This window comes from Pseudomonas fluorescens, assembly GCF_902497875.1.
GTDB classification, from domain to species: Bacteria; Pseudomonadota; Gammaproteobacteria; order Pseudomonadales; family Pseudomonadaceae; genus Aquipseudomonas; species Aquipseudomonas fluorescens_BR.
Genome location: NZ_CABVHY010000003.1, coordinates 41,678 through 61,634 on the forward strand (window position 1 = coordinate 41,678; position 19,957 = coordinate 61,634).

Annotated in this window: 14 protein-coding genes; 1 reads left to right on the plus strand and 13 read right to left on the minus strand. The window is 59.4% G+C overall.

Annotation, left to right across the window (positions count from 1 at the left end):
• Positions 1-80 precede the first annotated feature (80 nt).
• From F8N85_RS03230 to F8N85_RS03280, 10 genes are all read right to left on the minus strand, one after another.
• Entirely contained in the window at positions 81-1,499 is a 1,419-nt protein-coding gene (locus F8N85_RS03230) for an FAD-dependent oxidoreductase (RefSeq protein WP_150802241.1), read from the minus strand.
• 32 nt (positions 1,500-1,531) lie between these two features.
• Positions 1,532-5,980, minus strand: coding sequence for a glutamate synthase large subunit (gene gltB / locus F8N85_RS03235; protein WP_150802242.1), 4,449 nt, complete (start codon positions 5,978-5,980; stop codon positions 1,532-1,534).
• Positions 5,981-6,330: 350 nt separating this feature from the next.
• The gene (locus F8N85_RS03245; RefSeq protein ID WP_150802243.1) at positions 6,331-7,911 is read right to left on the minus strand and encodes an SPOR domain-containing protein; all 1,581 of its coding nucleotides are present in this window, start codon (positions 7,909-7,911) and stop codon (positions 6,331-6,333) included.
• A 10-nt stretch (positions 7,912-7,921) separates the two neighbouring features.
• Entirely contained in the window at positions 7,922-9,022 is a 1,101-nt protein-coding gene (gene aroB / locus F8N85_RS03250) for a 3-dehydroquinate synthase (protein WP_150802244.1), read from the minus strand.
• 148 nt (positions 9,023-9,170) lie between these two features.
• Positions 9,171-9,689, minus strand: coding sequence for a shikimate kinase AroK (gene aroK, locus F8N85_RS03255; RefSeq protein WP_150802245.1), 519 nt, complete (start codon positions 9,687-9,689; stop codon positions 9,171-9,173).
• Positions 9,690-9,693: 4 nt separating this feature from the next.
• On the minus strand, positions 9,694-11,772 hold the full coding sequence (gene pilQ, locus F8N85_RS03260; protein WP_150802246.1) for a type IV pilus secretin PilQ: 2,079 nt from the start codon (positions 11,770-11,772) through the stop codon (positions 9,694-9,696).
• Between the two features lie 13 nt (positions 11,773-11,785).
• Entirely contained in the window at positions 11,786-12,313 is a 528-nt protein-coding gene (locus tag F8N85_RS03265; RefSeq protein ID WP_150802247.1) for a pilus assembly protein PilP, read from the minus strand.
• Positions 12,310-12,933 carry a type 4a pilus biogenesis protein PilO gene (gene pilO / locus F8N85_RS03270; RefSeq protein WP_150802248.1) on the minus strand — a complete coding sequence of 208 codons (624 nt, stop codon included), beginning with the start codon at positions 12,931-12,933 and terminating at the stop codon, positions 12,310-12,312. The genes F8N85_RS03265 and pilO overlap by 4 nt, the downstream gene beginning before the upstream one ends.
• Positions 12,930-13,499 (minus strand): PilN domain-containing protein, encoded by a 570-nt coding sequence (locus F8N85_RS03275; protein ID WP_150802249.1) that lies wholly within the window; start codon positions 13,497-13,499, stop codon positions 12,930-12,932. The genes pilO and F8N85_RS03275 overlap by 4 nt, the downstream gene beginning before the upstream one ends.
• Positions 13,499-14,563 (minus strand): pilus assembly protein PilM, encoded by a 1,065-nt coding sequence (locus F8N85_RS03280; protein ID WP_150802250.1) that lies wholly within the window; start codon positions 14,561-14,563, stop codon positions 13,499-13,501. Before F8N85_RS03280 ends, F8N85_RS03275 begins: the two co-directional genes overlap by 1 nt.
• A gap of 220 nt (positions 14,564-14,783) precedes the next feature.
• Here F8N85_RS03280 and F8N85_RS03285 point away from each other — a divergent pair, with 220 nt between their 5' ends.
• Positions 14,784-17,222 (plus strand): penicillin-binding protein 1A, encoded by a 2,439-nt coding sequence (locus tag F8N85_RS03285; RefSeq protein ID WP_412072476.1) that lies wholly within the window; start codon positions 14,784-14,786, stop codon positions 17,220-17,222.
• Between the two features lie 132 nt (positions 17,223-17,354).
• Here the strand turns inward: F8N85_RS03285 and F8N85_RS03290 are convergent, their stop codons facing one another.
• The 3 genes from F8N85_RS03290 to rpmE form a co-directional block, all read right to left on the minus strand.
• Positions 17,355-18,623: a malic enzyme-like NAD(P)-binding protein gene (locus F8N85_RS03290; RefSeq protein ID WP_150802252.1), complete on the minus strand. Its 1,269-nt coding sequence runs from the start codon at positions 18,621-18,623 to the stop codon at positions 17,355-17,357.
• A 181-nt stretch (positions 18,624-18,804) separates the two neighbouring features.
• A complete protein-coding gene (locus F8N85_RS03295; RefSeq protein ID WP_150802253.1) occupies positions 18,805-19,605 on the minus strand; it encodes a thermonuclease family protein in 801 nt (266 codons plus the stop codon).
• Positions 19,606-19,628: 23 nt separating this feature from the next.
• A complete protein-coding gene (gene rpmE, locus F8N85_RS03300) occupies positions 19,629-19,862 on the minus strand; it encodes a 50S ribosomal protein L31 (protein WP_150644193.1) in 234 nt (77 codons plus the stop codon).
• Positions 19,863-19,957 lie beyond the last annotated feature (95 nt).

The window sequence follows — 19,957 nt, forward strand, 5'->3', positions numbered from 1 at the left end:
ATCTCTGTTGACTGATCTACCGCTATCGCGAGCAGGCTCGCTCCCACATTTTGACCGCATTCCAGATTCAGGATTGCAGTTTAGACGCCCAGGTAATCCAGGATCCCTTCAGCGGCATTACGACCTTCGAAGATTGCCGTCACCACCAAATCAGAACCGCGCACCATATCGCCACCGGCGAAGATTTTCGGGTTGCTGGTCTGGTGCTTGTACTGACCTTGCTCCGGGGCCACGACGCGGCCCTGGCTGTCGGTCTGGATGCTGAACTGCTCGAACCACGACGCCGGGCTTGGACGGAAACCGAAAGCTATGACCACGGCATCGGCCGGGATGATCTCTTCGGAACCCGGAATCGGCTCAGGGCTGCGGCGGCCACGGGCGTCCGGTTCGCCGAGACGGGTCTCGACCACCTTCACGCCTTCGACCCGATCTTCACCGACAATCGCGATCGGCTGGCGGTTGTAGAGGAATTTCACGCCTTCTTCCTTGGCGTTCTTCACCTCTTTGCGCGAGCCCGGCATATTCGCTTCGTCACGCCGATAGGCACAGGTCACTGACTTGGAGCCCTGGCGGATCGAGGTGCGGTTGCAGTCCATCGCCGTGTCGCCGCCGCCAAGGACCACGACCTTCTTGCCTTTCATGTCGATGAAATCTTCCGGCGACTTTTCAAAGCCCAGGTTGCGGTTGACGTTGGCGATCAGGAAGTCCAGTGCGTCGTAAACGCCCGGCAGGTCCTCACCGGCAAAGCCGCCCTTCATGTAGGTGTAAGTGCCCATGCCCATGAATACGGCATCGTATTCTTCGAGCAGTTGCTCGATGCTCACGTCCTTGCCGATTTCAGTGTTGAGGCGGAACTCGATGCCCATGCCGGTGAAGACTTCGCGACGATTGCTCAGCACGGTCTTTTCCAGCTTGAACTCGGGAATGCCGAAGGTCAGTAGACCACCGATTTCCGGGTTCTTGTCGAACACCACCGGGGTCACGCCGCCGCGCACCAGCACGTCGGCACAACCCAAACCCGCCGGGCCCGCGCCGATCACCGCGACACGTTTGCCGGTCGGTACGACCTTGGACATGTCCGGGCGCCAGCCCATGGCGAAAGCGGTGTCGGTAATGTACTTCTCCACCGAACCGATGGTCACCGCGCCGAAGCCGTCGTTGAGGGTGCAGGCACCCTCGCACAGACGATCCTGCGGGCACACCCGGCCGCAGACTTCCGGCAGGGTGTTGGTCTGGTGCGACAGCTCGGCGGCCTGGAGGATGTTGCCCTCGGCCACCAGTTTCAGCCAGTTTGGAATGAAGTTGTGCACCGGGCACTTCCATTCGCAATACGGGTTACCGCAACCCAGGCAGCGGTGGGCCTGATCGGCCGACTGCTGGGGTTTGAAGGGTTCGTAGATTTCCACGAACTCTTTCTTGCGTTGACGCAACAGTTTCTTCTTCGGATCCTTGCGCCCGACCTCGATGAACTGGAAGTCATTATTCAGACGTTCAGCCATGTTAAAACCTCATCAAACTCTTCAGGCGCATATCACTGCGGGTTGGCACGGGTGCTGGAAAGCAACGATTTCAAGCTGGCAGCCTTAGGCTTGACCAACCAGAACCGACGCAGGTAGTCATCGAGGTTTTCGGCGAGGTTACGACCCCACTCGCTATTGGTTTCCTCGACGTATTCGTCCAGCACGCGTTGCAGGTGGCTGCGGTAGGCTTCCATCGCTTCGCCGCTGATCCGCTGGATTTCCACCAGTTCGTGGTTGACCCGGTCAACGAAGCTGTTGTCCTGGTCCAGCACGTAGGCGAAACCGCCGGTCATGCCCGAGCCGAAGTTGTAGCCAGTCTTGCCCAGTACACAGACGAAACCGCCGGTCATGTACTCGCAGCAGTGATCGCCAGTGCCTTCGACCACGGTGTGTGCACCGGAGTTACGCACCGCGAAACGCTCGCCCGCGGTACCGGCGGCGAACAGTTTGCCACCCGTGGCGCCGTACAGGCAGGTGTTGCCGATAATGGCGCTGTCCTGAGTCTTGTAGGCGCTGCCGATCGGCGGAACGATGACCAGCTTGCCGCCGGTCATGCCTTTGCCGACGTAGTCGTTGGCGTCGCCTTCCAGGTACATGTTCAGACCACCAGCGTTCCACACCCCGAAGCTCTGACCGGCAGTGCCTTTGAAGCGGAAGGTGATTGGCGCCTTGGCCATGCCCTGGTTGCCGTGAGCACGGGCGATTTCACCGGAAATCCGCGCGCCGATGGAACGATCGCAGTTGCAGATATCCAGCGAGAAATCAGCGCCGCTCATATCGTTGATCGCCGAAGTGGCCATCTGGACCATTTTCTCGGCCAGCAAGCCTTTATCGAACGGCGGGTTGCGCTCCACCTGGCAGAACTGTGGTTTGTCCGCCGGGATGTGATCGCTGCCCAGCAACGGGGTCAGGTCCAGATAGTTCTGCTTGGCGGTCTGACCTTCGAGGATTTCCAGCAAATCGGTACGCCCAATCAGCTCTTCGAGGGTACGCACGCCCAGCTTTGCCAGCCATTCGCGGGTTTCTTCGGCGACGTAGGTGAAGAAGTTCACCACCATGTCGACGGTACCGATGTAGTGGTCCTTGCGCAGCTTGTCGTTCTGAGTCGCTACGCCGGTGGCGCAGTTGTTCAGGTGGCAGATACGCAGGTATTTGCAGCCCAGGGCGATCATTGGCGCGGTGCCGAAGCCGAAGCTCTCGGCGCCGAGGATCGCCGCCTTGATCACGTCGAGGCCGGTTTTCAGGCCGCCATCGGTCTGCACCCGGACCTTGCCGCGCAGGTCGTTGCCGCGCAGGGTCTGGTGGGTTTCGGCCAGGCCGAGTTCCCACGGCGCGCCGGCGTACTTGATCGAAGTCAGCGGCGAAGCACCGGTACCGCCGTCGTAGCCGGAGATGGTGATCAAGTCCGCATAGGCCTTGGCCACACCGGCGGCGATGGTGCCAACGCCCGCTTCCGCTACCAGCTTCACCGAGACCAGCGCCTTCGGATTGACCTGCTTGAGGTCAAAGATCAGCTGCGACAAGTCTTCGATGGAATAGATGTCGTGGTGCGGCGGCGGCGAAATCAGGGTCACGCCAGGTACGGCATAACGCAGCTTGGCGATCAGGCCGTTGACCTTGCCGCCAGGCAGCTGACCGCCTTCGCCGGGCTTGGCACCCTGAGCGACCTTGATCTGCAGCACTTCGGCGTTGACCAGGTATTCCGGGGTTACCCCGAAACGGCCGGTCGCCACTTGCTTGATTTTCGAGCTCTTGATGGTGCCGTAACGCGCTGGATCTTCGCCGCCTTCACCGGAGTTGGAACGCGCACCCAGGCGGTTCATGGCTTCGGCCAAGGCTTCGTGGGCTTCCGGCGACAAGGCACCGAGGGAGATCCCGGCCGAGTCGAAACGTTTGAGAACCGATTCCAACGGTTCGATTTCGCTGATATCCAGCGGCTGCTCAAGGGTTTTGACCTTGAACATGTCGCGGATCATCGAGATCGGACGGTTGTCCACCAGCGCCGTGTATTCCTTGAACTTGCTGTAGTCGCCTTGTTGCACAGCGGCCTGCAAGGTACTGACCACGTCCGGGTTGTAAGCGTGGTATTCGCCACCGTGGACGAACTTCAGCAAACCGCCCTGCTGGATCGGCTTGCGCGGGCTCCAGGCTTCGGCGGCCAGGGCTTTCTGCTCGGCTTCGAGGTCGACGAAACGCGCACCCTTGATGCGGCTCGGCACGCCACGGAAGCTCAGCTCGCAAATCTCTTCGGACAGGCCGATGGCTTCAAACAGCTGCGCACCACGGTACGAAGCAATGGTCGAGATGCCCATCTTCGAAAGGATCTTGAGCAGGCCTTTGGTGATGCCTTTGCGGTAGTTCTTGAACACCTCGTAGAGGTCGCCCAGTACTTCACCGGTACGGATCAGGTCGCCCAGCACTTCGTAGGCCAGGAACGGATACACCGCCGAAGCACCGAAGCCGATCAGCACCGCGAAATGGTGCGGATCGCGCGCAGTGGCGGTCTCGACCAGGATGTTGCTGTCGCAGCGCAGGCCTTTTTCGGTCAGGCGGTGGTGTACCGCACCGGTTGCCAAGGACGCGTGCACCGGCAGTTTGCCTGGAGCGATGTGACGATCGGTCAGCACGATCTGGGTGCGACCGGCACGCACGGCTTCCTCGGCCTGGTCGGCGATATTGCGCACCGCAGCTTCCAGGCCGATGCTCTCGTCGTAATTCAGATCGATAATCTGACGCTCGAAGCCCGGGAGCTCGAGGTTCATCAGCGAACGCCATTTGGCCGGAGAGATGACCGGCGAGCTGAGGATCACGCGCGAAGCGTGTTCCGGCGACTCCTGGAAGATGTTGCGCTCGGCACCGAGGCAGATTTCCAGCGACATGACGATCGCTTCACGCAGCGGATCGATCGGCGGGTTGGTGACCTGCGCGAACTGCTGACGGAAATAGTCGTACGGCGTGCGGACACGCTGGGACAGCACGGCCATCGGCGTGTCATCGCCCATGGAACCGACCGCTTCGTAGCCTTGCTCACCCAATGGGCGCAACACCTGGTCACGCTCTTCGAAGGTGACCTGGTACATCTTCATGTACTGCTTGAGCTGGTCGACGTCGTAGAAAGCCGAACCGTGGTCGTTGTCTTCCATGGTCGCCTGGATGCGCAGGGCATTCTTGCGCAGCCATTGCTTGTACGGATGACGCGACTTCAGGCGGTTGTCGATGGAGTCGGTATCGAGGATCTGACCGGTCTCGGTGTCCACCGCGAAGATTTGCCCGGGACCTACACGACCCTTGGCGATCACGTCTTCAGGCTGGTAGTTCCAGACACCGATTTCCGAGGCCAGGGTGATGAAGCCGTTTTTGGTGGTCACCCAACGCGCCGGGCGCAGGCCGTTACGATCGAGCAGGCACACCGCGTAGCGACCATCGGTCATTACTACGCCTGCCGGGCCATCCCACGGCTCCATGTGCATGGAGTTGTATTCATAGAACGCGCGCAGATCGGCGTCCATGGTTTCGACGTTCTGCCACGCTGGCGGAATGATCATGCGCACGCCACGGAACAGGTCGATGCCGCCGGTGACCATCAGCTCGAGCATGTTGTCCATGCTCGAGGAGTCGGAACCGACACGGTTGACCAGTGGGCCGAGCTCTTCCAGATCGGGCATCAAATCGTTGGCGAACTTGGTGCGACGGGCCACGGCCCAGTTGCGGTTGCCGGTAATGGTGTTGATCTCGCCGTTGTGCGCGAGGAAGCGGAACGGCTGAGCCAGCGGCCATTTCGGCAGGGGGTTGGTGGAGAAGCGCTGGTGGAACACGCAGATCGCGGTTTGCAGGCGCTGGTCACTAAGGTCTGGATAGAAGGCGGTCAAATCCGCCGGCATCATCAGGCCTTTATAAATGATGGTCTTGTGGGAAAAGCTACAGATGTAATGATCGGTGTCTGCAGCGTTGGCCACGGACGAACGACGACGTGAGCTGAACAGCTTGATGGCCATGTCCTGATCGCTCAGGCCTTCACCACCGACGAACACTTGTTCGATCAGCGGCAAGCGCTCCAGCGCCAGACGGCCGAGTACGCTGGTATCGATTGGCACTTTGCGCCAGCCGACGAGCTGCAGGCCAGCGGCCAAAATCTCGCGGTTCATGTTCTCGCGAGCGGCTTCGGCGCGGACCGGGTCCTGATTGAAGAACACCATGCCCACCGCGTATTGCTTGGGCAGATCAATGCCGAAGGTTTCCTGGGCGATAGCGCGCAGGAACACATCCGGCTTTTGCATCAGCAGACCGCAACCGTCACCGGTCTTGCCGTCGGCGTTGATCCCACCGCGGTGGGTCATGCAGGTCAGGGCCTCGATGGCCGTTTGCAACAGGGTATGGCTGGGCTCGCCCTGCATATGGGCAATCAGGCCGAAACCGCAGTTATCCTTGAATTCATCTGGTTGGTACAGACCTGCTTTCATAGACACTTTCTCACCAGGCTGCCTCTTATCGAGGCAAATTTCTTTTCAATTCAACCACTTACCGTCCACGCCGAACGTACGCCAGCTTTGCGGGGGCAAAAGGGAGGTCATTGTACACACCGACACAGAGGCTCACAAATTTGGCGACGAAATGTCGCAAATCTATGTCGCATTTATGAAAGGTTTAAAGCGATCTGCTGTGCTAGTCAAAACTTTTTTTAATTTTGACCGTTACGACTCAAAAGCTACGATGACGCAGACACCACAAGGCACGCGGCTCGGAGAGCGGCATGCTCCTGCGGAAATTTTGAGGTGCCGGGAGAGGCGGCCTGGGTAAGGCCGCCGAATCTTCAGCGAGTTGTTGCCAGTTCCTGTTGGACGCTGGCGACAGTGCGAGGCCAAGGTTTACCAGCCTGAACCTTCGCTGGCAAGGCCTTGATGGCGGCGACAGCTGCGTCGCGGTTGGCAAAGTTACCGTAAGTGATCACATACAGTGGCTTGCCTTGCAGGACTTTCTTGAAATAGCGGTATTCGCCGCCCTGCTCTTTGACAAAGTTTTGCGCAGAGGCCTCGGAGCTGGTGCCGAGTATCTGCACAACATAGTTACCCGGTGCTTGCCCGGCGTACCAGGTACCGCCAGTGGCGGCCTTGGCGACGGGTTTCTCGACCGGCTTGGTGACCGGCGCCGGCTTGACCACTGGAGCCGCGGCAGGCTTGGTCACAGGTGCCGGCTTGGCAACGGCGACCTGAGTTGGAGCAGGTGTCGGGCGCGCCGCTGGAGTGGCTGCCGGGCCTGCCGAAACGCCTGCTGGCGGTGCAGTAGTAGTCACAGTCGGCGGAGTAGAGCTGGAGCCCTCGAGCGGCACACCGTCGTCGCCTTCGGTGATGCCGCCAGCGGCTTCGGCCAGGGGACCGCGCATGACCGGTTGCGACTGCCCGACCAACGGCAGCGGCATTGGCTGCGAAGACCCGGCGAATTCGACAGACGGACTGCCGCTGCCGTTCGGTTGCGGCGTCTCTTGCCCCAAGGGCAATTGCGCCTGTTCAGTGGCTGGAGCACCGGTAGTCGGTGCCTTGCTACGGCCCGGCATCATCCAGGCTGCTGCTACCGCCACCACGACGACGGCGGATATCGCCAATACGTGTTTCTTCGGCATATTGAACCCCATACTTGGACGCTTGACCGCTGAGCGGCTGGCAATCATGGCTTCGATCATTGCATCGCGAGCGACCTGATTGATCGTGCCCGGCCAGCCATCGGAGTTTTCATGAATATCAGAGATCTGATCTGCGCTGAAAAGTTCGATTCCGCGGCCGGCACCTTCGAGTCGCTGAGCCAGGTATTCGCGGGTTTCTTCTTCGGTGTAGGGCTGCAACTCGATGACGTGGAAGCGCTCTTCCTCGGTGCTCAACTGCTCAAGACCGGCAATCAGCGACGACTCACCGAACAGGAACACGTGCGGGCGACCTTCCGGAGCTCCCGCGGCCAGCGCCAGCAGCGCCTCGAGCGCGGACTCGTCGAGTTGCTCGGCATCATCGACCAGCAAATAGACTTCCTGCCCGGTGAGTGCCAGTTGCACCACCTGCGCCAGAATCGCGCCGATCTCGGCCTGGGCTACGTTCAGCGCCTGAGCCACCTGACGCAATACACCTGCCGAATCGCCGGCGCCACGGGCGGAAACCACCACGCTTTGCACGGACTGCTTGTTGGTGCTGGCTACCAGCGCCTGACGCAACAGGGTCTTGCCGCTGCCTTGCGGCCCGGTCACCACCAGCAGCAGCTGGCTGTAACGGGCCAGGTGGTGCAATTGCCCCAACACCGGTTTGCGCTGGGCAGGGAAGAATTTGAAGCCAGGCACCCGTGGAGCGAAAGGGTCATGACTCAACTGGTAATGGCCGAGGAAAGCCTCGTCGGCATGCAAACTAGTCATCGGGATCTTATCAACCTTTAAGCTGAGCCAGAGCGCGGTAATCCGCTCCTAGCGTGGCCTGTAAAACCTCTTTCGGATAATCGTCGGTCACTACGGCTTCGCCAATGCGGCGCAACAGCACCAGACGCAAACGACCGTCGATTACTTTCTTGTCGATTGCCATGTGTTCGAGAAAATCGGCTTCGCTCATCTCCTCAGGCGGGATGACCGGCAACCCGGCCCGCTGGAACAGGCGAATCCCGCGATCGCGCTCTTGCGCAGTGATCCAGCCCAGCCGCGTGGACATTTCCAGGGCCATCACGGTTCCGGCGGCGACCGCCTCACCGTGCAACCAGACACCATAGCCCATATGGGTTTCGATGGCGTGACCAAAGGTATGCCCCAGATTGAGCGTAGCGCGCACGCCGGACTCACGCTCGTCGGCTCCAACCACAGCAGCCTTGGCCGCGCAGGAGCGTTCGATGGCGACGGTCAGCGCCGCCTGATCCAGTGCCCGCAGCCGATCGACGTTTTCTTCGAGCCAGGTGAGGAAGGGTTCGTCGCAGATCAGGCCGTATTTGATGACCTCCGCCAGGCCTGCGGACAGCTCGCGGGGCGGCAGGGTATTGAGCGTCGAGGTGTCGATCAGCACCACATTGGGCTGATAGAAGGCGCCGACCATGTTCTTGCCCAACGGGTGATTGATCCCGGTTTTGCCACCCACCGACGAGTCGACTTGCGACAGCAGCGTGGTTGGCACCTGGATGAAATCGACGCCGCGCTGGTAGCAGGCAGCGGCAAAACCGGCCATGTCACCGATAACGCCGCCGCCGAGGGCGATGACGGTAGTGCGGCGGTCATGCCGTGCAGTGAGCAAACCGTCGAAAATAGTCTGCAGGGTTTCCCAGTTCTTGAAGGCCTCGCCGTCGGGCAGCACCACGGAAATAACTGAAAACTGCGCGAGACTGCGGGTCAGACGTTCGAGATAAAGCGGCGCAACCGTCTCGTTGGAGACGATTGCCACCTGCCGCCCGGCAATATGCGGCGCCAGGAGTTCGGGTTGCCCCAACAAACCCTCGCCAATATGAATCGGGTAGCTACGCTCGCCTAAATCGACCTTAAGTGTCTGCATGTGTCCCCACAGTGAAAAATGAAGCTGGCCTCCGGCCTGCATCAACGGCTGGCAACGCCAGGTTTTCTGACGTCACCCCGGTAGTCCCGGGCCATGAGTTGAAGCGCTCAAGGCTGGACGCCGAGGATAGCGCATTTCGCCTCGCGCATTAACGAGGAGGAAGCTGCTGCAAGCGGTTCAGAATATCCAGAACGACCATCCGTGGCGGCCGCTCATCGGTTTCTACCACCAGATCGGCGATTTCCCGATAAAGCGGATCGCGAATCGCCAACAAATCCCTGAGGGTTTTTGCCGGATCAGCGGTACGCAACAGCGGCCGATTGCGATCGCGGGCGGTGCGGCCGACCTGCTGCTCCACCGAAGCATGCAGATACACCACACGGCCACCGGCGTGCAGCGCCTTGCGATTGGCATCGCGCATGACCGCGCCACCACCGGTTGCCAACACCACGCCATCTGCCGCGCAGAGCTCGGCAATCATCGCCTGCTCACGGTCACGAAAGCCCGGCTCGCCTTCCTTATCGAAGATCCACGGGATATTGGCGCCCGTGCGCAATTCAATTTCCTTATCGGAATCTTTGAATGGCAGGCGCAGCTCTTTGGCCAGCAAACGACCGATGGTGCTTTTTCCAGCACCCATTGGCCCAACAAGAATCAAATTTCGCACAGAATCAATGACTCACAGCAATCGCCTGGTTATTCATGATACGCGGAGTCAGGAATACCAGCAGCTCGGATTTTTTCTCCGAAACAACATCCCTTCGGAAAAGGCGGCCAAGATACGGCACATCTCCAAGAAATGGCACCTTATCTACCACCTTGCTTTGAGTATTTGAGAAAACCCCACCGATAACGATGGTTTCTCCATCGTTGACCAACACCTTGGCGTTGACTTCGTTTTTCTTGATGGGCGGGACGTCATTGAGCTTGTTCAGATAATCCGGCTCATCCTTGGTGACCTTGACCTCCATGATGATGCGATTGTCCGGGGTGATTTGCGGCGTCACCTCCAGCGACAGCGAGGCTTCCTTGAAAGACACCGAAGTTGCGCCGCTGGAACTGGCTTCCTGGTAGGGAATTTCAGTGCCTTTGAGGATCTTCGCGGTTTCCTTGTCGGAGGTGACCACCTTGGGCTGAGAGACAATTTCCCCGTTCCCGGTCTTCTCCATGGCTGTCAGTTCCAGGTCCAGCAACACGTTATCGGTGATGAAGGCGATGCCCAGACCGGAGGTGTTGCCGACCGTGCCCATATCGACGAACGGCGAGTTGGTATTGGTGCCACCCGGGGTGCCTATAGTGCCCGACGTATTGCCGCTGTTGCTGACGCCGGAGGTATTCCAGTTACCCTTGTTCTGGATCGAGCCACCCCAGCGCACGCCGAGACTTTTGTCGTAATCGACATTGGCTTCGACGATCCGCGCTTCGATCATCACCTGGCGCACCGGGATATCCAGCTGGGCGACAATGCGCCGCAATTCATCGAGGCGGTCCTGGGTCTGGTAGGCAATGATGTTGTTGGTTCGCTCATCCACGGTAATCGAGCCCCGCTCGTCCGTTTCCGACTGTTTGCTGGTCACCGACTTGAACAGCTCGGCAATGTCCTTCGCTTTGGCATAGTTGACCTGCAACAGCTCACGTCGCAGCGGCGCCAGATCGGCGATCTGCTTTTGCGATTCCAGTTCCTGACGTTCGCGGGCGGCGATTTCATCCGCCGGGGCGACCAGCAGGACGTTGCCGATCATGCGTTTGTCGAGGCCTTTGGTTTTCAGCACCAGGTCCAGGGCCTGGTCCCACGGCACATTCTGCAAACGCAAGGTGATACCACCTTGGACCGTGTCACTGGCAACCAGATTGAGGTTGGTGAAGTCGGCGATCAGCTGCAGCACCGAGCGCACCTCGATGTCCTGAAAATTCAGCGAGAGCTTTTCGCCGCTGTAGGCGACGCGATCGGCGTTACGCTTTTGCAAGTCGTCGGTGGTCATTGGCCGGACGCTGATGGTCAGCTTGTTATCGGTCTGATAAGTCGAGTAGTCGAAGGCACCACTGGGCTCGATGATGATGCTGGTCTTGTCGGCGGAGGCACTGGCACTGACGAACTGCACGGGCGTGGCGAAATCCTTGACGTCCAGTCGGACTCGCAGCGGTTCGGGGAGCTGGGTTTTGGCGAAGTTCAGCACGATCTTGCCATTGTTTTCCTGGATATCCGGGCTAATGCCTGGATCCGACAATTCGATGACCACGTTGCCTTCGCCCAACTCTCCGCGCTGGAAATCCACGCCACGGATGGCTTTACCCACTGGCGCGGATGCCCTGGCCGGTGTCGGCGCGGCCGCTCGCGGCGCACTGGTCGCGGGCTTCTGTGCAACCGCCCCGCCCTGACCGACTACAACGAACAGTTTGTTGCCCTCGACGCGCGTGGTATAGGGCGCCAGCGTCGTCAGGCTGACGATCAGCCGCGTGCGCCCCTTGGCCTCGACCACCGTCACGCTGCGCGCATTGCCGCCGCCCAGATCTCGATTCTTGTTCGCGAGGCCGGTGGTTACCCCCGGCAAGTCGAGGGCAATTCGCGCGGGTTGATCGGTGGTATAGCCAGCGGGCGCGGGAGGCGGACCGTCGAATGTCAGCTTCAACTCGACACGGTCCCCCGGCAGCGCCGCAACATCCAGCGCTTTGAGATTGGCCGCTAATACCATCGGCGATAACAACGCTATCCATAGCGCAATACCGAGGGATGAAATAGTCCTGTTCATTATTCGAGTTCCACTATTGGCGCGCTTTCAAAGGAATGGTCCGCGGTCGCTCCAGCCAGGCACCCTCGCCATCGGAAACGATTTCAACCACATCGACTTGCGAGTCACTGACGGCCACGACTCGGCCATCGTTACGCCCCAGGTAATCCCCGACTTTCAACCTGTGCACACCGCTGGCGCCTCGCAGCAAAGCGAAGGAGCCCGTTATATTGGAGAGGGTGCCGACCATCTCGAACTGCTCGATATTGAAACCTTCGAGATACTGCTTCTGCCGATTCAGGTCCGGCTTTACGTTGCGCGATCCTTGCTTGCGCCCTGCCAGATCGACCCTGACCGGCGGTAGAAACGGGCTACGCAGGGACGCGGCGTTATAGGTAAATGCCTGGTAGGAGCTGAACGTCGGCGTAGGCTCGATGTTGCCGGGAGGTCGCAGGCGCACCTCATTCATGTAGGCATCCAGATCGCTGAAATCGTTATTGTTGCCGCAGCCGGATAACCCCATCAGTACCACAACCATCGATATCCAGTGGGCCGCCTTCATTTCTGCAGCCCCTTGTCGTTGTAGCGGTAGGTCTTGGCCAGGATGCTCATGCGCAGTTTCGAGCCAATGTCCGGCGTGACCGGCTTGATCTCGAAATCATGCAGAGTGACGATTCGTGGCAAACCGGCCACGCCGCTGACAAAGGTCGCCAGGTCATGATAGGCGCCGGAGACGGTGATCTGGATCGGCAATTCGATGTAGAACTGCTGAGCCTCCTCTGGCAGCAGCTTTATCTCCTCGAACTCCAGGCCACTGCCCAATCCCGTGCGAGTGATGTCTTCCAGCAGACCAGGAACCTCGGTATCACCGGGAAGCTGACGCAGGAGAACGCCGAAGGAGTTTTCCATGCCCTTCATTTGCTCGGTGTAGCGTTCCAGATTCGCCGCCAGATGGGCCTTGTTGGCGAATTGGCGCTTCAAGACAACTTCATCGGTACGCTGCTGGTCGAGCTGATCCTGAAGATCCTTGACGAAGACGTTGTACCCCAGGGCCAACACCAGGACCATGAGCAAGCTGCCGACCATGGCTTTGACAGCCGCAGGCCAAGCCCCCATGTTGCTCATGTCCAGATCGTTCAGGTCGATTTTGCGCAGCCCCTGTAACCACTCGGATGGCGTCATTTCGCACCCTCCAGGACTGCTTTCGGTCGAGCCTGGCGAACCGTCAGTTGAAAGACGTTAGCCTGGTCCACCGCTCCGGCCGTATTGGTCTTGACCTCGGTCAGACTCGGCGCGTCGAACCAGTCGGAACCCTCCAGGTTGCGCATCAAATCCGAGACACGGTTGTTCGAATCGGCCGCACCGCGAATCGAGAGCGTGTTGCCGGTCATTGCAACTTCAGTGAAATACACCCCGTCCGGGAGAGTGCGGGCCAACTGATCAAAGATTCGGCCACTGACCGGGCGATTGCCCTGCAAGTCCTGAATGATCCTCATCCGCTCCACGAGCTGCTGACGACGGGTCTTCAACTCACTGATCTGCTTGATCCGCTCGTCGAGCAGCGCAATTTGCTGGCTGACATGGTGATTGCGGGCCATTTGCCGATCGATCTCGCCAGCGATGTATTGGTCGACCATGAACACTGCACCTATCGCCGCCAAAAAAACGCCCGCCAGGGCCAGCAAAAATCGCTTGCGACGCATTTCGCGCAATTCTTCGCGCCAGGGCAGCAGGTTGATCCGCGCCATCAGTCGAAACTCCTGAGAGCCAGACCACAGGCAATCATCAAGGCCGGCGCATCACTGGCCAACGCTCCGGCGTTGACTTTGCTGCCGAGCGTCATATCGGCGAACGGATTGGCCACCCGAGTCGGCGTACCGAGGCGCTGCTCGATCAGTCGATCCAACCCGGCGAGGGAGGCATTGCCGCCCGCCAGGAGGATGTAGTCGACGCTGTTGTACTGTCCCGAGGCGAAGAAGAACTGCAAGGAGCGCGACACCTGCTGCACCAGCGCATCCTTGAACGGTTGCAGAACCTCAACGAGGTAGTCATCCGGCAAACCGCCGTGTTTTTTGGCCAACCCCGCCTCTTCCTTCGACAAGCCATAGCGACGCTGGATTTCTTCGGTCAGTTGGCGCCCACCGAACAACTGCTCGCGGGTGTATATGATCCGCCCGTTGTGCAGCACGCTCAGGGTGGTCATGGTCGCGCCGATGTCGACCACCGCCACCGTCGAAGCATCATGAGAGCCGCCCAGTTGCGCCTGCAGCAGGCCGAACGAACGCTCCAGGGCATAAGCCTCGATATCGACCACCCGGGCCGTCAGGCCGGCAATAGCCAGGGCCGCTTCACGGACCTCGACGTTTTCCTTGCGGCACGCCGCCAACAGCACTTCGACACGCTCAGGATTACGCGCCGAGTAGCCCTGGACTTCGAAATCGATGGCGACTTCGTCGAGCGGATAGGGAATGTATTGATCGGCTTCGATCTTCAGCTGGTTTTCCATTTCCTCGTCGGAAAGCCCTGCATCCATCTCGATGGTTTTGGTAATGACCGCTGATCCGGCTACCGCCACGGCGACGTTCCTGACCCCGGTTCCGGCCTTGAGCAATAATCTGGACAAGGCTTGCCCTACCCCTTCCAGCTCGGCAATATTTTTCTCGACTACGGCGTTGACCGGCAGCGGCTCTACCGCGTAGGCCTCCACTCTAAAGCGGTTGCCAGTGCGACTGAGCTCAAGAAGCTTGACCGAGGTGGAACTGATGTCGATGCCCAACAGCGTGTTGGCTTTCTTGTTGAAGAGTCCTGGCACTACCTATTCCCTATGACTATCCGTGACTTACGGACTCTTGATTATTCGATGCGTTCAATACCCTTCGTCTTGACAGAAGCGCAAATCACGCTCTCTGCCGAAAAATGCTTATAATGCCCAACGCTTTTTTCCGCTTTTATCTCAAACGTCGGCTGATCTTGTATACCCTGAATCGCCTAACGCCAAATTCATTCTTTTCTCTGGAAATCCAAAAGCCTTGATTCGTCTGCTGAAGTTTTTCGGGTGGTCTATCGTCGCTGTTTTCTGCGGACTGCTCCTCGGTCTGAGCGGCGCATTTCTCTATCTTAGTCCCGGGTTACCGTCCGTGGAGGCACTGAGAAGCATCCAGTTGCAGATTCCTTTGCGGGTGTACAGCAGCGATAACAAGCTGATCGCGGAGTTCGGCGAAATGCGTCGCACTCCGATCCGCTTCGCCGACATCCCGCCAAATTTCATCAACGCGCTGCTTTCTGCCGAAGATGACAATTTCGCCCATCACTATGGCGTAGACCCCAGCAGCCTGATGCGCGCCGCCACCCAACTGGTAAAAAGCGGACACATTCAGTCCGGCGGCAGCACTATCACCATGCAGGTCGCGAAGAACTTCTTCCTCACCAGCGAACGCAGCTTCTCGCGCAAGACCACGGAGATTCTCCTGGCCCTGCAGATAGAGCGTCAGCTGACCAAAGACGAGATCCTCGAGCTCTACGTCAACAAGATCTACCTGGGCAACCGAGCTTACGGGATCGAGGCAGCGGCACAGGTTTATTACGGCAAATCGATTCGCGACGTCACCCTGGCGCAGATGGCGATGATCGCCGGGCTGCCGAAGGCGCCTTCGCGCTTTAATCCATTGGCCAACCCGGCACGCAGCAAAGAACGTCGCGACTGGATCCTGGGCCGCATGTACAAGCTCGGGAAAATCGACGAAGCGGCCTATCAAACCGCTGTAAACGAGCCGCTCAACGCCAGCTACCATGTGCCGACACCCGAAGTTAATGCCCCGTACATTGCGGAAATGGCCCGTGCCGAAATGGTCGGCCGCTATGGCAGCGACGCCTATACCGAAGGTTTCCGCGTCACCACTACGGTGCCGAGTAATCTGCAGGAGATGGCGAACACCGCAGTCCATGAAGGCCTGATGACCTACGATCAGCGTCACGGCTATCGTGGCCCTGAATCGCGCCTGCCAGGCAAGACCCGCGAAGCCTGGGCCCTGGAACTGACCAAGCAGCGCACGATCAGCGGGCTTGAGCCGGCCATCGTCACTCAGGTCGACAAGAACGGCGCGCAGGTGCTGACCCGCACCGGCGAAGAGCATGTCGGCTGGGACAGCATGAAATGGGCCCGGCCGTTCCTCAACACCAACAGCATGGGCCCTAATCCCAAGCAGCCGGCAGACGTTGCCCAGGTCGGCGACCTGATCCGCGTGCAACGTCAGGCAGACAGTTCGCTGAAGTTCAGCCAGATCCCGGTCGCCCAGGGCGCACTGGTCTCGCTGGACCCGCAGAACGGTGCTATCCGCTCGCTGGTCGGCGGCTTCGCTTTCGAGCAAAGCAACTACAACCGGGCGCTGCAGGCCAAGCGCCAACCTGGCTCCAGCTTCAAGCCATTTGTCTACAGCGCCGCCCTGGACAGTGGTTACACCGCCTCCAGCCTGGTGAACGACGCACCGATCGTGTTCGTCGATGAATACCTGGACAAGGTCTGGCGTCCGAAGAACGACACCAACACCTTCCTCGGTCCGATCCGCATGCGCGAAGCGCTCTACAAATCGCGCAACCTGGTATCGATCCGCCTGCTGCAAAGCATGGGCGTCGACCGCACGATCGACTACATCAGCAAGTTCGGCTTCAACAAGCAGGACCTGCCGCGCAACCTGTCGCTGGCACTGGGCACGGCCACCCTGACCCCGATGGAAATCGCCACCGGCTGGAGCACCTTTGCCAATGGTGGCTACAAGGTTACCCCGTACATCATCGACAGGATCGACAGCCGCAACGGTGACAACCTGTTCACCGCCAACCCGCCCAGCGTGCCGACCGACGACAGCGCCAGCAACGGGATTGCCGCGCCAGTCGCCAATGCCTTCACCGTCAACTCGACGCCAGGCGAAGCAATGACGGCGCTGCCAACCGCGCAAACGCCTGCAGTGGCCGAACGCATCATCGACGGTCGGACTACCTTTATCCTCAACAGCATGCTGCAGGACGTGATCAAACTCGGCACCGGGCGCCGCGCCATGGCTTTGGGCCGAACCGATCTGGCGGGCAAGACCGGGACCACCAACGAGTCCAAGGACGCCTGGTTCTCTGGCTACAATGCCGATTACGTGACCACCGTCTGGACCGGTTTCGACCAGCCGGAAAGCCTCGGCCGGCGCGAATACGGCGGCACCGTCGCCCTGCCGATCTGGATGACTTACATGGCTGCCGCGCTCAAGGACAAACCGGCTCACACCCAGAACGAACCGGAAGGCATTCTGAGCCTGCGAGTCGATCCAATCAGCGGTCGAGCAGCCACACCTGGCACGCCAAACGCTTACTTCGAGCTGTTCAAGAGCGAAGATACGCCGCCTTCAGTCAACGAACTGAGCAACGGCAACGCGCCGGGCAGCCCGCTGCCAGCGGATGAAGCGGCGCCGATCGATTTGTTCTGACAGACCTTTTAGTCGCGACACCTGCTCGGTGTCGCGACCAAAAGATCTTTAGCCTTATCACCACCCATAGTTCAAACGCAAAAAGCCCCGGCTCTCACGAGCCGGGGCTTTTTGTTTTGACGCTACAACGGCTTAGCCGTTGAACACATCATCCACGCTTTTCAGCGGGTAGTTCTTCGGATACGGCAGGGTAGCCACTCCCGTCTCGATCGCGGCCTTGGCCACGGCGTCGGAGATCACGGTGATCAAGCGTGCATCCATTGGTTTCGGAATGATGTACTCACGACCGAATTCCAGCTTGATGCCACCGTAGGCATCGCACACTTCCTGAGGTACAGGCAGCTTGGCCAGTTCGCGCAGGGCGTTGGCGGCAGCTACTTTCATTTCTTCGTTGATGCGCTTGGCGCGAACGTCCAGGGCACCACGGAAGATGAACGGGAAGCCCAGTACGTTGTTGACCTGGTTCGGGTAGTCCGAACGACCGGTGGCCATGATCACGTCGTTGCGGGTAGCGTGAGCCAGTTCCGGAGCGATTTCCGGATCCGGGTTCGAGCACGCGAAGACGATCGGGTTGGCCGCCATCAGCAGCAGGTTTTCTGCGCTCAGCAGGTTCGGGCCGGACAGGCCGACGAACACGTCAGCGCCCTTCAGCGCGTCGGACAAGGTGCGCTTGTCGGTGGCGTGAGCGAAGACTGCCTTGTACTGGTTCAGGTCATCACGGCCGGAGTGGATCACGCCGGTACGGTCAACCATGAAGATGTTTTCGATATTGGCGCCCATGCTCACCAGCAACTTCATGCAGGAGATAGCGGCAGCACCAGCGCCCAGGCAGACGATCCTGGCTTCTGGCAGGGTTTTGCCAGCGATTTCCAGGGCATTGATCATGCCGGCAGCGGTCACGATCGCGGTGCCATGCTGATCATCGTGGAATACCGGAATATCGCACTGCTCGATCAGAGCGCGTTCGATTTCAAAGCACTCTGGCGCCTTGATGTCTTCCAGGTTGATGCCACCGAAGGTGATGGAGATGCGCTTGACGGTGTCGATGAAGGCTTGCGGGCTTTCGGAGTCGACCTCGATGTCGAACACGTCGATACCGGCGAAGCGCTTGAACAGCACGCCCTTGCCTTCCATGACCGGCTTGGAAGCCAATGGACCGAGGTTGCCCAGGCCGAGAATCGCGGTGCCATCGGAAATCACTGCAACCAGATTGCCCTTGCCGGTGTACTTGTAGGCGAGTTCAGGGTCGCGGGCGATTTCGCGGACTGGTTCGGCTACACCGGGGCTGTAGGCCAGCGACAGATCGCGAGCGGTAGCGGTGGCTTTGGTGAGCTCGACACTCAGCTTCCCCGGACGAGGATGGGCATGATATTCGAGAGCGGCAGTTTTCAGATCAGACATATCGGCATTCCGCTTTTTACTGTTGGACGACGGACCGCCGAGGATACTCGTGTCGCAAAGTCCCTACAAGACTGACCAGTCACCGGCGTCAAGGGCCCTACTATAAGACTTTGGGTGTAGAGCCACGGAACACAAGGGGTTAACTGTTCACAATAAGCTGAAAATATGTCTACAATTTTTCTTATTTCGCCAGCGCCAACATTCCCGGATGGCTCAACGGCAGCAACCAGCGAGCCTGAGTGGATTTCAGTCCACCTCGCCGGGAGCGGTCGAGCACCCAGCCACGCGCCTCGATCTGCCGCCCCTTGAGACGCTGCAGCATCGAGACGTCAAACTGGCTCAGCAGATTGGGCGCAACGCGCAATACAACCGAGCCCTGCAACTCGATCCACAGCCCGCCCTGATTGCGTTGAACATTGCTCACACGTCCGCTGAGCACGGTAAACCCCGAAGTGTTGATCTGATCCGCTTTCAGTACAGGTGATTGCCGCCAGAGCCCGAGGCCAGCCCGGCGCGCGCTGTGCTCTGCCGCTTGCTGGCAACGCAGAAGATCGACGTTCGGTGCAATAGCCACTTGATAGCCAAGACCTTCAGCCAGCAACTGGGCTTCAAGGTTCACACCATTGGCGCCATACACATGGGCCAGCGTACGGCCATAGTGATCCTTGCCCTCTTGCCCCAGACGCAGGCCAATCCGCCCGTCACTTTCGTTTACCAAAGCCTGCAGGCGCTTGCGGGCTGCCACAGCGAATGGTTCATCCGATCGGCCCTGCCTGCCCAACTCCGGAGTATTCAAGCCGATCATGCGCACGCTGCGGCCATCCTTCAGGCGAAGGGTGTCGCCATCGACCACTCGCTGGACCTGTACGGTGGCCAATGCGGTCGGCGCCGGACAGAAGGCCTGGGCGCTGGAAAAGCAAATCGCGGACATGAAAAAGGCGCCCGCAAGGGACGCCTTTTTCAACAGCGAGGAGAAGCCCATCGGGCTCTCCAGCACGACCAACCTTACTCTGCAGCAGCAGGAGCTTTGGTTGCGCCGAAAGCACCGAAACGCGACTTGAACTTGTCGACACGACCGCCGATGTCCAGAGTCTTCTGCTTACCGGTGTAGAACGGGTGGCACAAGTTGCAAACGTCAACCGGCAGTGGCTTAGCCAGGTTGGAACGGGTTTCGAAGACGTTACCGCAGCTGCAGGTAACTGTGATGGCTTCGTATACCGGATGGATATCGGCTTTCATGGTGTATTCCTCAGGCTAGCGTGCCGCCACCCAACACTATTGTTGAATACCGCACGTAATTAGGCCGCGGATTCTACCAGACCTTCGCAATCGCG